The sequence below is a fragment of the Propionibacterium acidifaciens DSM 21887 genome, assembly GCF_000426605.1.
Classification (GTDB): domain Bacteria; phylum Actinomycetota; class Actinomycetes; order Propionibacteriales; family Propionibacteriaceae; genus Propionibacterium; species Propionibacterium acidifaciens.
Window position 1 is genome coordinate 19,854 of sequence record NZ_AUFR01000033.1, and the last position, 13,958, is coordinate 33,811.

Annotated in this window: 13 protein-coding genes; 6 read left to right on the forward strand and 7 right to left on the reverse strand. The window is 70.7% G+C overall.

The window, feature by feature from the left end:
• Positions 1-3 precede the first annotated feature (3 nt).
• The 6 genes from K336_RS0110595 to K336_RS16000 all read left to right on the forward strand — a co-directional run bounded on the left by K336_RS0110595 (position 4) and on the right by K336_RS16000 (position 5,020).
• Positions 4-1,005: an ABC transporter substrate-binding protein gene (locus K336_RS0110595; protein WP_028707011.1), complete on the forward strand. Its 1,002-nt coding sequence runs from the start codon at positions 4-6 to the stop codon at positions 1,003-1,005.
• The gene (locus K336_RS15995) at positions 1,002-1,805 is read left to right on the forward strand and encodes an ABC transporter ATP-binding protein (protein WP_021798036.1); all 804 of its coding nucleotides are present in this window, start codon (positions 1,002-1,004) and stop codon (positions 1,803-1,805) included. Before K336_RS0110595 ends, K336_RS15995 begins: the two co-directional genes overlap by 4 nt.
• Positions 1,792-2,553: a class I SAM-dependent methyltransferase gene (locus tag K336_RS0110605; RefSeq protein ID WP_021798011.1), complete on the forward strand. Its 762-nt coding sequence runs from the start codon at positions 1,792-1,794 to the stop codon at positions 2,551-2,553. Before K336_RS15995 ends, K336_RS0110605 begins: the two co-directional genes overlap by 14 nt.
• A gap of 141 nt (positions 2,554-2,694) precedes the next feature.
• Positions 2,695-3,663, forward strand: coding sequence for a UDP-glucose 4-epimerase GalE (gene galE / locus K336_RS0110610; RefSeq protein WP_021798009.1), 969 nt, complete (start codon positions 2,695-2,697; stop codon positions 3,661-3,663).
• 207 nt (positions 3,664-3,870) lie between these two features.
• Positions 3,871-4,254, forward strand: a complete 384-nt coding sequence (locus tag K336_RS19395) for an AAA family ATPase (RefSeq protein WP_211223490.1) — start codon at positions 3,871-3,873, stop codon at positions 4,252-4,254.
• Complete coding sequence (locus K336_RS16000; protein ID WP_211223491.1) at positions 4,214-5,020, forward strand: AAA family ATPase; 807 nt, start codon at positions 4,214-4,216, stop codon at positions 5,018-5,020. Before K336_RS19395 ends, K336_RS16000 begins: the two co-directional genes overlap by 41 nt.
• Before the next feature lie 168 nt (positions 5,021-5,188).
• On the opposite strand, the gene K336_RS0110620 is transcribed toward K336_RS16000, so the two are convergent.
• The 7 genes from K336_RS0110620 to K336_RS18665 all read right to left on the reverse strand — a co-directional run.
• A complete protein-coding gene (locus K336_RS0110620; protein ID WP_123825997.1) occupies positions 5,189-5,755 on the reverse strand; it encodes a DUF1707 SHOCT-like domain-containing protein in 567 nt (188 codons plus the stop codon).
• Positions 5,756-5,874: 119 nt separating this feature from the next.
• Positions 5,875-8,373: a glycoside hydrolase family 31 protein gene (locus K336_RS0110625; RefSeq protein ID WP_028707012.1), complete on the reverse strand. Its 2,499-nt coding sequence runs from the start codon at positions 8,371-8,373 to the stop codon at positions 5,875-5,877.
• Between the two features lie 190 nt (positions 8,374-8,563).
• Complete coding sequence (locus K336_RS16005; protein WP_021798032.1) at positions 8,564-10,054, reverse strand: carboxylesterase/lipase family protein; 1,491 nt, start codon at positions 10,052-10,054, stop codon at positions 8,564-8,566.
• 236 nt (positions 10,055-10,290) lie between these two features.
• Positions 10,291-11,247 (reverse strand): L-lactate dehydrogenase, encoded by a 957-nt coding sequence (locus K336_RS0110635; protein WP_028707013.1) that lies wholly within the window; start codon positions 11,245-11,247, stop codon positions 10,291-10,293.
• A 266-nt stretch (positions 11,248-11,513) separates the two neighbouring features.
• The gene (locus K336_RS0110640; protein ID WP_028707014.1) at positions 11,514-12,524 is read right to left on the reverse strand and encodes a hypothetical protein; all 1,011 of its coding nucleotides are present in this window, start codon (positions 12,522-12,524) and stop codon (positions 11,514-11,516) included.
• Positions 12,525-12,635: 111 nt separating this feature from the next.
• Complete coding sequence (locus tag K336_RS0110645) at positions 12,636-13,355, reverse strand: ATP-binding cassette domain-containing protein (RefSeq protein WP_211223492.1); 720 nt, start codon at positions 13,353-13,355, stop codon at positions 12,636-12,638.
• Positions 13,345-13,958 (reverse strand): transposase (locus K336_RS18665; protein ID WP_211223493.1); only part of this gene is annotated, 614 nt, incomplete at its 5' end. The genes K336_RS0110645 and K336_RS18665, both read right to left, overlap by 11 nt.

Consider the following 13,958-nt stretch of genomic DNA (forward strand, 5'->3'; position numbering starts at 1 on the left):
ACCATGAAAAGACTCGCACCCGCAGTCGCGGCGCTCGCCGCGGCGATGGTGTTCAGCGGCTGCGGCTCGTCCGCCGCCGACAAGGCCGCGTCGTCGGCCGGCGGATCCGGCTCCGCCGCGGGCTTCCCCGCTCAGGTGACCAGCTGCACCGAGAGCCTCACCTTCGACAAGGCGCCCGAGAGGGTCGTCGTCATCGGCGGGACGAGCGCCTCGATCCTCGACTCGCTCGGCCTGCTCGACCACGTCGTCGCCCGCGCCGGCGATCCCGGCTTCGCCGACGCCGACCCCGATCTGCAGTCGCGCATCGACCGGATCCCCGAGATCGAGTCGAGCGGCAACTCCACCGGAGGCCGCGTCGTCTCGACCGAGGCGATCCTGTCAGTGCACCCCGACCTGGTCATCGGCTACGACAGCGGCGCCGACCGCAATGCGCTGCGAGACGCGGGCATCCCCCTCTACGCGCCCGACGCCTTCTGCGACGAGTTGACGCTCGACCGCGCCAGCTGGGACGACGTCGAGCAGGAGATCACCAAGACCGCCACGATCTTCGGCGTCACCGACAAGGTGCCGGCCCTCATGGACGACATCCACAGCCAGATCGACGGCCTCCAACAGGGCCCGGCGGCCGGTCAGAGCGCCGCCGCCCTGTACCTGACGCCCGGCTCCGGCGTCTTCTACGCCTACGGCAACTCCTCGATGATCCAGCCGATCTTCGAGGCCAACGGCCTGCGCAACAGCTACGAGGACAGCCGGGAGCGCGTCTTCGACGCCTCGATGGAGGACCTGCTCACCCGCAACCCGCAGTGGCTCGTCCTCATGGGCGACTCCGGCACGACGGCCGAGCAGCTCACAGAGACCCTCAACGGCATCAGCGGCTCCGCCGACCTGCAGGCCGTCAAGAACGGGCACGTGCTCTACCTGCCCTTCCGCCTCACCGACCCGCCGAACACGCTCTCGGTGCAGGGCGCGGTCCGGCTGTCGCAGCTCATCGGCGAGGCCCGGTGATCCAAGCCGAGCACGTCACCATAGACCGGGGCGGCCGGACGATCTGCCACGACGTGGACCTGACGGTCGGCCCCGGCGAGGTGGTGGGCATCGTCGGGCCGAACGGCTCGGGCAAGACCACCTTCCTGCTCTCGCTCAACCGGGCACTCGCCGCGGCCGGCGGACGGGTGCTCATCGACGGTGCGGACATCGCCGGGATGACGCGCCGCCGGATCGCCCGGCAGGTGGCGGTCGTCGCCCAGGAGAGCGAGACGGCGCTGCCGCTGAGCGTGCGCGACTCGGTCGCGCTGGGGCGCCTGGCGTCCAGCTCGATGCTCGACTACGGCGACGCCGGGGACACCGAGCTCGTGGACGCCGCGCTGACCCGCGTCGACCTGGGCGGGCTCGCAGACCGGCTCATCACGCGGATCTCCGGCGGCGAGCGGCAGCGGGCGATGGTGGCCCGGGCGATCGTCCAGCAGGCCACGCACCTGCTGCTGGACGAGCCGACCAACCACCTCGATCTGCACCACCAGTTCTCCCTGCTCGAGCTGGTGCGCGAGCTCGACTGCACGACGGTGATCGTGCTGCACGACCTCAACCTGGCCGCGCGGTTCTGCGACCGGGTGGCGCTGCTCGCCGACGGGCGCGTCGTCGCGGCCGGGGCGCCGGGCGAGGTGCTGACCCCGGAGCGCATCGCCCCGATCTACCACCTCCATGTGGAACGGATCGATCACCGGGGCAGGCCCTGTCTGCTCTTCGACCCCGCGGACACGACCACGGGGACGACCGATGGGAGGAGTGCCGATGACACCGGATGAACTGCTCGCCGCATGGCACGAGCAGCAGACCGCCTTCATCGAGTTCCGCGGGCTGCGCACCCGCATGATCACCGACGCGCTCGTGGCGCTGCGCGCCGAACTGGGGCGTCCACTGCGCCTGCTCGACCTGGCCTGCGGGCCCGCGAGCCTGGCCTCCGCCGCCCTCGAGGCGCTGCCGGACGGCGAGGCGGTCGCCGTCGACTGCGACCCCGTGCTGCTGCGTCTCGCCCGCGAGACGAACCGCTTCGGCGACCGGCTGAGGCTCGTCGAGGCCGACCTCGTCGACCCCGACCTCGTCGCCGTGCTGCCCCCCGGCCCGTACGACGCGGCGTTCAGCGCGACGGCCCTGCACTGGCTCGATCCCGACGCGCTGGTGGCGTTCTACCAGCGGCTGCCCGGCCTGCTCGGGCCCGGCGCCCTGTTCCTCAACGCCGATCACCTGGGCTACGACGGGGTGCGGAACCCCTGGTTGAACGCCCGCGCGCGGGAGAGCCGCGACGCCTTCGAGCGCAGGGCCTGCGCCGACGGGGCGATGGGCTGGGACGAGTGGTGGGGCGCCGCCACGGGGATGCCCGGCTGGGAGCGGGAGGCCGCCGACCGCGAGAGGGTCTGGGCCGACAAGCACACGGTCGTCAAGGTCGATCCCGACTTCCACCTCGCCGCCCTGCGCGCGGCGGGATTCGCCGAGACCGGGCAGCTCTACCAGCTGCTCGACGACCGGATCATCTTCGGGCGGATGCCGTGCTGACGCCGCCGCTCGGACGCCGACCGCGCTCGCCCGGTGGCGAGGGGCAGGGCGGGGCGGGGCGCGCCGGGCGGGCCCGATAGGCTGCGGTGAAGCACATGCGCGCCCTCGTCCGAGGCGGCGCGTCGGGTACAAGGAGGATCCATGAGCTGGCTCGTCACCGGTGGGGCGGGGTACATCGGTTCGCACATCGTGCGCGCGTTCCGGGAGGCCGACATCGAGCCGGTCGTCATCGACGACCTGTCCAGTGGTTTCGCGGACTTCGTCCCGCGGGACGTGCCGTTCGTCCAGGGCAGCATCCTCGACACCGCGCTCGTGCGGCGCGCGCTCACCGAGTACTCCTGCGAGGGCGTCGTCCACCTGGCGGGGTTCAAGTACGCCGGCGTCTCGGTCTCGCGCCCGCTGCACACCTACACGCAGAACGTCACGGGAACGGTGAGCGTCCTGGGGGCCATGCGCGAGGCCGGCGTCCACCGCTACGTGTTCAGCTCGTCCGCCTCGGTCTACGGCACGCCCGAGACCGACCCGGTGACCGAGGACACCCCGTTGCATGCCGAGTCGCCGTACGGTGAGACCAAGCTCATCGGCGAGTGGCTCAACAGGGACATGGCCGCAGGTGACGAGGCCTGGCAGTCGGTGAACCTGCGCTACTTCAACGTCGTCGGCTCCGGCTCGGACGACCTCTACGATGCCAGCCCCCACAACCTGTTCCCGATCGTCTTCGACATGCTGCTGGCCGGGAGGACCCCCCGCATCAACGGCGACGACTACCCGACCCCCGACGGCACCTGCGTGCGCGACTACATTCATGTGGCCGATCTGGCCCGCTCCCACGTGGCGGCCGCTGAGGCGATGATGGCCGGCCGGAGGCTGGAGCCCGCCTACAACCTCGGCTCGGGTACCGGGTCGTCGGTGCGCGAGATCATGGAGGCCATCGCCCGCGTCACCGGCATCGATTTCACTCCCGAGATCGCGCCGCGGCGGCCCGGCGACCCGGCTCGTATCGTCGCCAGGGGCGAGCTCGCGGCCCGAGACATCGACTGGACGATGCGCAACAGCCTCGACGACATGGTCGCCTCGGCCTGGTCGGCGCGAAAGGCCCACCGGGGCTGATCGCGGCTCCGGGACGATCCCGGGTGCCGGCGGGGCGGCCGATCGCCATCGTGCGACGGCCGCCCCGGCGCGTCCGGGGCCGCATCCCCGCGGGCGAGGACGGGCGCTCGTCAGTCGGCGGATGCCCCGCCCGGGCGGTGCGTCGGCGCGCCGTCATCCAGCCACGGCTGCACGGCGGCATCGCCGTCCGGGTGGAAGGATTGACCCATGCGGATCACTCACGTCGCCGCTCACAACTGGCGCAACTTCAAGAATGTGGACTTCGCCGGGGGGAGCCGGCTCCTCATCGTCGGGCCCAACGCGGCGGGGAAGTCGAATCTGCTCGATCTGTTCCGCTTCCTGGGCGATGTCTCCCGCCGCGGCGGCGGTCTCGCCGCCGCGCTGGAGAAGCGGGGCGGGTTGTCGAAGACGCGCTGTCTCTTCGCCAGGAACAACCACAGGGGCGAACTCGCCCTGGAGATCGATCTGGCCGACGGCGAGGACACGCTACGAGCTCGCCGTCAAGGGCGAGCAGGGCGGTCGCAACAGGCCGATCGTCGTCCGGGAGATCGTGACCCGCAATGGCCAGCCCCTGCTGTCGCGTCCCGATGACCGGGACGAGCGGGACCGCGAGCTGCTGACGCAGACCCATTTGGAGCAGATATCGGCGAACCAGGGCTTCCGGCCGATCGCGGAGTACTTCGCGAAGGTCAACTGCTTCCACCTCGTGCCCCGGGTCATCAGGCACGGCCGGCCCGAGGCGGACCTGGGTGCGCGGGAGTTCGGAAGCTCGATGATCGCGGACATGAATGCGACGCCGCCGCGCACGAGGAATGCCTGGTTCAGGCGCATCACGACCGCTCTCGTGTCCGCCGTGCCGGGCTTCGAGAGCCTCGAGCTGGAGGTGGACAGCACCGGCCGGCCCCATCTCATCGCCGGGTACCGCAACTGGCGCAGGAACCCGTCCGAGCAGGACGAGACCGACTTCTCCGACGGCACGCTACGGCTCATCGGCCTGCTGCGGACCATCGTCAGCGCCCCCGCCAATGGCGGGATCCTCCTGCTCGAGGAGCCGGAACTGTCGTTGGACACGGCGATCGTCCGCAGACTCGCCTCGCTCCCGGCGGCCGCCCAACGCGGCACGTCCATGCAGGTGGTCCTCTCCACCCACGCGCCGGAACTCCTCGACGACGAGGGGGTCGGCGAGGACGGGGTCCTCGTGCTGCGGGTCACCGATGACGGCACCACGGCGAGCCTGCTGTCGCAGATCGAGGATGCGGGACCCGAGATCGAGGCGGAGATCCCCTTCTCGGAGATCGCCTCAGCACTGATCAGCCCGGGGGACCTGGCGGGCCTCGTCAAGGCCGCTCGCAGGTGACCGCCCATGCGAGTCGTCGTGGAGGGTCATTCCGATGAGTGGACCGCTCGCCGGATCGTCACGTACTGCGGCCATGAGGTGACGGACCTGCGGGCCGTCGGAGGGAGGAGCAGAGCGGTCGCCTCGCCGGCCGAGCGCACGACCATGCGGCCGTCGCCCGGCGGCGGGTCAGCGGGGCGCCTTGGCGGTGATGCCGCCCATGACCGAGGAGCCCCTGACGACGATCGTCGGGGCGTCCGGGGCGGGCCGGAGGGAGCCCTTCACCTTGAACTCGCTCATGATGTGGGTGCTCTCGTCGATGACGTTGACGCCCTCGGGGACGATCAGCTTCACCTCGCCCATGATGACGCTCGCGTCCAGCTCGACGACCGGGACGGTGAAGACCGCCCGGGTCATGTCGATCCTCACCTCGCCCATGAACGCCGAGACGTGCAGCGTCCGGGGCACCGTCCAGACGCCCTCGCGACGGGTGCTGCTCATCGTCGCCCGCATCGGGCCGGTGCCCGGCGCTCTCGCGGCCAGGGACGACGCACCGCGGATGCGGGCCGGCGCGAGGTCCTCGATGAGCGATCCCAGGTCGGCGACCGTCTTCGCCGCGAGGGCCCTGGACGTGCGATCGGAGTGCTCGGCCAGGTCGAGCCGGCCCTCGGCGTGGGCCCTCGTGAGCAGGTCGACGACGGCACCGCGGTCGGCGTCGCTGACGCGCATCGCACTGACGGACTCGGGCACGGGCACGACCACAGCCTAACCGCTCGGCCCGGGCGCGGGCCGTGGAGGATTCACTGTGCGGACCGCGCGGAATGACGGACGATCTCCGCACAGCGAACCAGGAGCGACCGGTCGTCCCGCGCTGCTCAGACGGTGACGACCTGCCGGTCGTCACCGGGCCTCAGCACGAACTCGACCTCGCCCCACGCCGGGACGAACCCGCCGGCGCGCTCGGTGCGCACGCGCACCTGCTCGGCGTCGGCCTCGACCCGCCAGCGCAGCCACAGGCCCCTGCCGGTGCGGTACGCGTCGGAGACGCCGTCGTCCTCGAAGAGGAAGCCCTCGGCGTCCTGGACGCGCTCCGGCAGGTAGAGCACCACCCGGCGCCGGGTGGCCGCCAGTGAGGCCGTCGTGACGATGCCGTCGCCGGCGGGCAGTTCGGCCTGCGGGATGCCCGCCCCGGCGCGGACGAACAGCGGCAGGCGCTCCAGCGGGGCGTCCACGGTGACCGTCCGGCCGCCGGCGTGGTGCACCCCGGTGTCGTACTCGAACCATCCGCCGGGCACGTCGGGCAGACGCACGGCGCGGGTCGTCGCGCCCTCCTCGACGACGCTCGCCACGAGCAGGTCGCGGCCCAGCAGGAAGTCGTCGTTCTCGACGAACAGCGACTCGTCGGACTCGTCCGCGTAGAAGGTCGGGGCGATGATCGGCTCGCGGCGCTGCGAGGCCAGGTAGAGCGCCGTGTACAGGTACGGCATGAGGCGGTAGCGCAGCTCGATGGCGCCGCGGACCAGCGGCGTGACCTCGGGATGCATCCACGGCTCGTTGACCGAGCCGTCGTCGTGCCAGGAGTGGATCGTGAAGCGCGGGTGCATGACGCCGTTCTGCACCCAGCGGACGAACAGCTCCGGGTCGGGGCGCTCGGGGCCCGAGAAGCCGCCGACGTCGTGGCCGACGTTGAACACCCCGCACATCGAGAAGCCGGTGCCCATGCGGGTGTTGTACCGCAGCGTCCGCCAGCTGGCGTAGTTGTCGCCGCTCCAGGTCTGGACGTAGCGCTGCATGCCGAGCATGCCCGAGCGCGAGATGAGATAGGGGCGCTCATCGGGGGCGAACTCGCGCTGGGCCTCGCCCGAGGCGCGCATCATGAGCAGGCCCTGGACCGGCCGGACGAGGGCCAGCGGGATCGGCCGGCCGAAGCCGGCGCACAGCGCCCGGTCGTCCCAGACCTCGTACTCGTTGTTGTCGTTCCACGTCGACCCGATGCCCATCTCGAGCAGCTCGCTGCGGACGTTCTCCTTCCACCAGTCGCGTCCGGCGGGCGAGGTGAAGTCGACCTGCGCGCCCCGATCGCCCCAGAACAGGCTCAGCTCGGGCTCGCCGGACTCGGCGTCGGTGATGAAGACGTCCCGCCCGGCGGCCTCGTCGAACAGCGGATGGTCGACGAGCAGGGCCGGCTTGATGTTGGCCGCCAGATGGAGGCCCCTGTCGGCGTACGCCGCCGAGGTGGCCCTCGGGTCGGGGAACTTGTCGTGGTTCCAGTTGAAGACGTAGCGCTTCGGGCCGATGCTCGTGTACCCGCTGGACATCTGGAACGAGTCGCAGGGGATCCGGTGCTCGTCCAGCAGGTCGAGGAACTCCAGCAGCTTCTCGGACGCGTTCGGGGCGTCGGTGTAGTGCATCGTCGAGCCCGAGTAGCCCAGCGCCCAGCGCGGCAGGAAGGCGTTGTCGCCGGTCAGCCGGACGATCGCCCGCGTCAGATCGGCGAGACGGGCGCCGAGGAGGACGTAGTAGTCGATGTCCCCGCCCTCGGCGGTCCAGGAGATGAAGGGCCGGTGGTAGTTGTCCTTGACGCGGCCCATGTCGAAGACGGCCGCGGTCTGGTTGTCGTAGAGGACGCCGACGGCGCCGACGCCCGCCCGGCGGGTCATGATGAAGGGCACGTGCTTGTACAGCGGGTCGGTGCCGGCCGCGTCGTAGCCCATCGCGTCGAGACAGCGCATGTCGAAGGTGCGGCCCGTGCGCTCCAGGTCGCCGGCCTTCTCGCCGAGGCCGTAGTAGCGGTCCTCGGGCTCGCGCATGATGTAGTGCGCGACCCGACCCGTCCGTGGGTTGACCTCGTAGCCGCCGGTGCGGCGGTCCTCGGTGATGGTCATCCACCCGCCGTCCACGCGCACCTGCCAGCAGATGCGCAGCGGGATGTCCTGCACCACGGCGCGCAGATCGCCGCTCGTGACGATGATGCGGTGCTGGCCCGGGCGGGGCCGGTCGAAGATCGCCATCTCGTCGGTGGCGCTCCCGCCCGTGGTCGTGACGGCGGGGCGGTCGGCGCCCAGCTCGATCTCCTCGACCGTGACGGCCGGGCAGGGGAAGCCGCTCAGGTCGGCGCGGTCGCGGCCGGCCCACGGCACGTCCTCGGCCGGGGTCAGCAGGTGCTCGGGGTCCAGCCCGGTGCTCTCGCCGATCCCCCGGCCGGGGGTGATCATCCACGTCACGGGGACGGCCGGGCCCGCGGAGGGCAGGACGCGCACCCGGGCCAGGGCGTTGTCGAGGATGTCGAGCCGCAGCGTGAAGCCGCCCTCGATCTCGGCCCGCAGACCCGTTCCGGTCGGCGTGAAGGTGCTGATCCTGTCGAGTGTTCTCATGCTCGGTGGCTCTCCTCGTCGAGGCCGTGCGGGCCGCGCGCCGTGGCCCAGGGGATTCAGCCGGTCGGGACGCTGTCGTCCGCGAACCGGTGACTGCCCCTACTCTGTCGGTGCGGGGCCGCCCCCGCCCGGCATTGCCGACAGTTGCCGGATCCTGGCAACGGTTGACAGCCGGATGCGTCCCGTCCGCTCAGTCCCGGCCCGTCCAGGCGCGCCACAGCTCCTGGTCGAGCCCGGGCTCGTCCCGGCTCGTCGTGTCGAAGACGCGGCCGATGCGCTCGGGGTCGGTGAAGGCGGGCCAGCCCGGATCGCCCGTGGCGGCGAAGCGCACCCAGGCGTCGGCCATCTCGGTGGCCAGCCGCTGGGGCGGGTTCGGGCCGGTCATCTGGCGGTGCGCGGGGCTGTCGAGGTTGTCCCAGACGAACGGGAACTCGGTCATGTGGGCCGCCTGGGCGCGGCCGTCGTCGGCGCGCGAGGCGTAGTCGAAGCGGTACAGCCAGGTGGGGCGCCCGGCCCGCGCCAGCTGGTCCACGGCGGTCATCGTGGGCCCGGTGAAGATCGTCCACGTGAGGTGCTGGGCCATCGCCATGCCCGGCTCGTGGATGCGGGTGCGCCCCAGCAGCATCGTGCGCAGCGGCTCGACCGCCCCGTGGGAGGCCAGCAGGTAGCCGGCCAGCGTCTCCTCGGTGGCGGCGGCCATCGAGTCCGGCGTGATGAGGAAGAGATTGCCCTCGTCGCGGTTGGTGCCCCAGACGGTTCCGCGCACCGGGCGGTCGAGCATCGCGGCGTCCAGATCGACCGGGACGATGTCGTCGTCGATCCACGGGCCGAGGGCGAGCGTGCCCCACTGGTCGTCGTGGTGCTCGGCCAGGGCGGGCAGAGCGGTGTCGAGCAGCGTCCTCTGGTCGACGGCCGACAGCGCCTCGGCCGTCGGGGCCAGGCCCAGGGCCTCGGCGATCCGACGCGCCCGGTCGGCCGCCCGCTCGGGGCCCTCGGCCATCGGGGACGAACCGGACTGGATGATCGCGCGGTGGAAGAGGCCGTCGGCGGCGGGGCTGGCCAGCAGCAGGGCGATGCTCATGCCGCCTGCGGATTCGCCGTGCACCATGACGCGGCCGGGGTCCCCGCCGAAGACCGCGATGTTCTCCTGCACCCAGGTCAGGGCGGCGATCTGGTCCCGCAGGCCACGGTTGGTGGCGGCCCCCTCGAAGGCGGCGAAGCCCTCGGTGCCGGTGCGGTAGTGGATCGAGACGTAGACGGCGCCGCGCTCGGCCAGGTGACGGCCGTCGTAGGCGGGCAGGCCGCCGTTCCCGGTGAGGAAGGCGCCGCCGTGGATGTGGACGAGGACGGGCAGGTCGTCGCCGGCCTCGCCGGGCGTCCAGATGTTGAGGTTGAGCGTCTCGTCGCCGGGGCGCCAGCCGGGACCCATGATGGAGCGGTAGTTGAAGCCGTGGCCGCGGAAGAGCGGCTCGATCTGGTAGGTGCTCGGGCCGAAGGTCGTCGCGTCGCGCTCGCCGTCCCACGGCTCGACGGGCCGGGGCTCCCGGAAGCGGTTGGCGCCGTAGGGGGCCGCCGCGTACGGGACGCCCCGGAAGATCTTCATGCCGTCGTTCTCGACGAGGCCGACGATCCGGCCGCCGGTGACATCGGCCAGGACGCTTCCGTAGGGCGTGATCTGCATGGGGTCCTCCTCGCTCGCGGGGGCTCCGTCGCCGCCCGGGGATCATGGTCGCCGATCCGCCCGGCCGATGCGGCGGGCTTTCCGTCTGTTGCCCGCCCGCGCCGCCCGCGCAGGGGCCGTGGGATGCCGGACCGTTTCTCGGCCGGTGCCGCGAGACGCGCGTCCGCGCGCCCGAACGACGGGGCGGAGCCCGCGTTCCTCACGGGGTGACGCATGAAGAACGCGGGGTGCGCCGGTCAGAAACCGACCGAGGCGGCCGTCTGCCGGATGCGCTCGGCCGAGGCGCGCAGGAGGCTCACCTCGTCGGCGCTCATCGGCGCCTCGAGGACGCGGTCGATGCCGTGCTCGCTCACGAGGGTGGGCAGGCTCAGCGCGATGCCGGAGATGCCGTACTGGCCGTCCAGGACGCTCGAGACCGGCAGCACGCTGCGCGTCGGCGACAGCAGGGCCTCGACCAGCCGGGCCCCGGCGAGGCCGATGGCGTAGTTCGTCGCGCCCTTGCCCTCGATCACCTCGTACGCGGCGAAGGCCGCCTCGTGCGCCAGGCCGTCGAGCACCTCCTGGGTGAACACCCGCTCGCCGGCCACCGTCCAGTCGCGGATCGCCACGGACGAGATGCGGGCGCTCGACCACAGCGGGAACTCGGAGTCGCCGTGCTCGCCGACGATCATCGAGTGCACATTGGGCTGGGCGACCTGGGCCTTCTGCGCGACGAGGTAGCGCAGGCGCGAGGTGTCGAGCAGGGTGCCGGTCGACAGCACCTGCGCGGTGGGCAGCCCCGAGACCCTCTGGGCGACGACGGTGAGCACGTCGCAGGGGTTCGTCACGAGCACGTAGAGCGCCTCGGGAGCCTGCTCGACGAGCTGGGGCATCATCGACGAGAGGATCCTGGCATTGGTGGCGGCCAGGTCGAGGCGGGTCTGGCCCGGCTTCTGCTTCGCCCCGGCGGTGATGATGACGATGGAGGAGTCCCGCACCGCGGTGATGTCGTCCCCGCCCATGACGACCGAGTTCGTGAACTGGGTGCCGTGCGCGAGGTCCTTCACCTCGGCCTCGACCTTCTTGGTGGCGATGTCGTACAGGGCGACGACCTTCGCCGAGTCGCGGATGAGCGCGGCGTAGGCGAGCGAGGTGCCGACCGCCCCGGCTCCGACGATGGACAGCTTGGAGGGATGACGCGTGGACGTTCGCATGTCACCACGATAGGCGCTCGCGCGCGGGTCCCGGAGCCGTCGTTCCCGTGGGCCGGGACGATGGCACTCTCATCCATCGCTCACCCATCGGTGGCGGACGGGCCGCCGCCCCCTGCATCCGCCGGGGCCCGCGCCGGACCGTCGTCACGAGCGGCCCCCGCCCGAACCGTCCCCTGCACCCGCCGGGGCCTGCGGGTCCGGGAGGACCCGTCCGCGGTGTCTGCGAAGACGCCCCGGCCGGGGCCGGGCGAGCAGATCCAGCGCGGTCATGCCGGCGAGCCCACGAGCATCACGAGCGTCGTCGCCGCCAGTCCGGCAGCGGGTGGGAGGTATTTCCGGGGGTGGCGGAGCACCTCCCGCTCCGACTTCCACGAGGTGATGGGGCGGTATCTTTCGAGCGTTCCCGCGACGAGCGCGGCCGCTGCCGCGCACGAGATCAGCTCCGCGAGGAGGATCGGCAAGGGGACTCCACTGCGGCTCAGCATGATGGCAGCGGGGATCCCGCTCAGCACGTAGAAGACACAGGCGCTCGAGTAATACCGTGCGAAGACCGCGTTCGATCCGGGAGCCGCGACGATCACCGAATAGGTGCTGGGATTCCTCGAGAAGAATGAGTTGAGCGGTGTGTTCGCGGTGACGAAGGCCATGCCCAGAGGCGTGATGAGACCCTGATCGGCCGTTGTGAAGGTGAAGATCGCGCTCATGACGGCAAGACCGATCGAGTCCACGAGCGTCATGGTGCTGGACCGCAGCTCGCCGAGCAGGATGTTCGGATCGGCGGTCGCGTGCCGCGCGGTTCCGTGCAGGGCGCCCACGTCGTGGACCGCCGCGAGGCCCACGGCTCCGAGAACGAGGACGAGCAGGGTTCCGATGCCGTCGTGGACGATCCAGAGGGCGGCCGAGACGATCAGGCCCAGCAGCATGGCGAGCCGGACGACGGCCCTCGACGCCGACCGTGAGAGCACGGACACCACTGCCGCGCCCATCCCGAAGAGGACGGTGCACCAGGTCTTCTCGGCGTCGGGGCTGTCGGCCGAGAACACCGAGAACAGGATGATCGGGCACGCCACGTCGAGCGTCAGGACTCCCGCGGCGACGAGGACCGTCTGGCGGACGAGGGTCGCCTCCTCGATCGGGAAGGCCCTGAGGATGCGCCATTTCTGCGTGCCGATCCAGGTTCTGCTGATTGTCGACGCCGCTCCCAGCAGGGCCACGCACAGCGATGCGACGATGATTCCCGTTCCCACCCGGATGCCGATGTTCAGGGCGAGGAACACGGCGATCGCACTCAGGGAGGCCCCCCCACAGCACGGAGCGAACAGTGATGAACTGCCCGCGGACCGCGATGAGAGCGCTCGTCCTACTGGATGAGGATGAGAGCGCTCGTCCTACTGGATGAGCGAGGCCACGTCATGGGGATCCTCCGGTGTCGGGAACGGGCCGGTGAGCGCACCGCCCTTCAACACGTGGACGCTGCTGCTGCATCTCGTGAAGGACTCGGCGATGTGCGAGCTGAGGAGGACGGACCGTCCCCCGTCCCGTGCCGCCGAGATGGATTCGTACAGGAACTCGGTCGCCGTGAAGTCCAGGAAGTCGACTGGTTCGTCGAGCAGCAGCAGGGGCGTCGAGACGTAGAACGCGGCTATCAGGTTCGCCTTCTTCCGTGATCCACTCGACAGTTCGGAGAAGACGGTCGTGAAATAGCTTTCGAAGCGGAACCCGCGCACCAGGGAATCGAGCCGGGCCGTGTCGTGCGGCATCCCGTACGCTCGTTCGATGAATCGGATGAAGCAGGGCAGATCCCAGGTCGGGAAGGATGTTTCCTCGGTCAGGCTCAGATATCGCTGGCGCTTGAACAGTTCACTTCGCGGGGTGGTCGGCATCCCGTTGAGAAGAAACTTCTCACAGCTCATTCCTCGGTGCACCGAGCTGATCGTCAGCAGGAGCGTGGTTTTCCCGGCGCCATTGGCCCCGAGCAGGCCGATGACCTCTCCGGGGGCGATCTCGATGCGGACGTCCCTGAGCACCGGGCGGTCGCGTTCGTACCACGCTGAAAGGCCCTCGATCGTCAGCAGGGGGGAGCCTGGTTTCATCGGTTCAGTCCTCATCCATGGTTGTGGACGCCGCGGGTGATGGGTCGTCGTCGGGCCGTTTCCCTAAGCGGTCCCTTGCAGCTATGGCTGACATGAAACGAAATCGTTTCTGGTTTCGCGGGGCGGGGAGGTGCTCGAAGTCGTGGTCGAAGGCGCGGCCGGTGACGTGTGAGGCGAACGTGCCGAGGGTTTCTTCGGGGGTCTCGTGCTGGATGGTCGCGATGTTGTTCTTGGCCGTGTTCCGGACGTGCTCGGCGGGGTTGTGGTCGGGTGTGTACGGCGGCAGGAAGATCGTGGTGATGCGCTCCAGCAGCTGGCCCGGCTCGTGGAGGCCGGTCAACGCTTTCGCATGGTGGAATCGGGCGTTGTCCGGGACGACCGCGATCTTCTCTGTCTCGGTTTCGCGTTGGAGTCGTTCCAGCGCAAGGATTGTCTGCTCGGTGTTCTGGTTCTGCTCGGTCGGGTACGGCGTGACTTTTTTGCTGGTCAGCGAGAGGGCGCCGAAGAAGGGCCGAAGAAGGACTGGGACGTCTTCTGCCGGTCCACGGACGGTCTGGTGCGTTGTCCTTTCGGGGGCTGCATGCGGCGGGTCTCGGCCTCGTGCTCCAAGCGGACCTC

Coding starts and splice junctions, on each gene's coding strand:
- K336_RS19395 (WP_211223490.1), top strand. CDS start 3,871: ATGCGGATCACTCACGTCGCCGCTCACAACTGGCGCAACTTCAAGAAT.
- galE (WP_021798009.1), top strand. CDS start 2,695: ATGAGCTGGCTCGTCACCGGTGGGGCGGGGTACATCGGTTCGCACATC.
- K336_RS0110625 (WP_028707012.1), bottom strand. CDS start 8,373: ATGAGAACACTCGACAGGATCAGCACCTTCACGCCGACCGGAACGGGT.
- K336_RS0110635 (WP_028707013.1), bottom strand. CDS start 11,247: ATGCGAACGTCCACGCGTCATCCCTCCAAGCTGTCCATCGTCGGAGCC.
- K336_RS16005 (WP_021798032.1), bottom strand. CDS start 10,054: ATGCAGATCACGCCCTACGGAAGCGTCCTGGCCGATGTCACCGGCGGC.
- K336_RS0110645 (WP_211223492.1), bottom strand. CDS start 13,355: ATGAGGACTGAACCGATGAAACCAGGCTCCCCCCTGCTGACGATCGAG.
- K336_RS0110605 (WP_021798011.1), top strand. CDS start 1,792: ATGACACCGGATGAACTGCTCGCCGCATGGCACGAGCAGCAGACCGCC.
- K336_RS0110595 (WP_028707011.1), top strand. CDS start 4: ATGAAAAGACTCGCACCCGCAGTCGCGGCGCTCGCCGCGGCGATGGTG.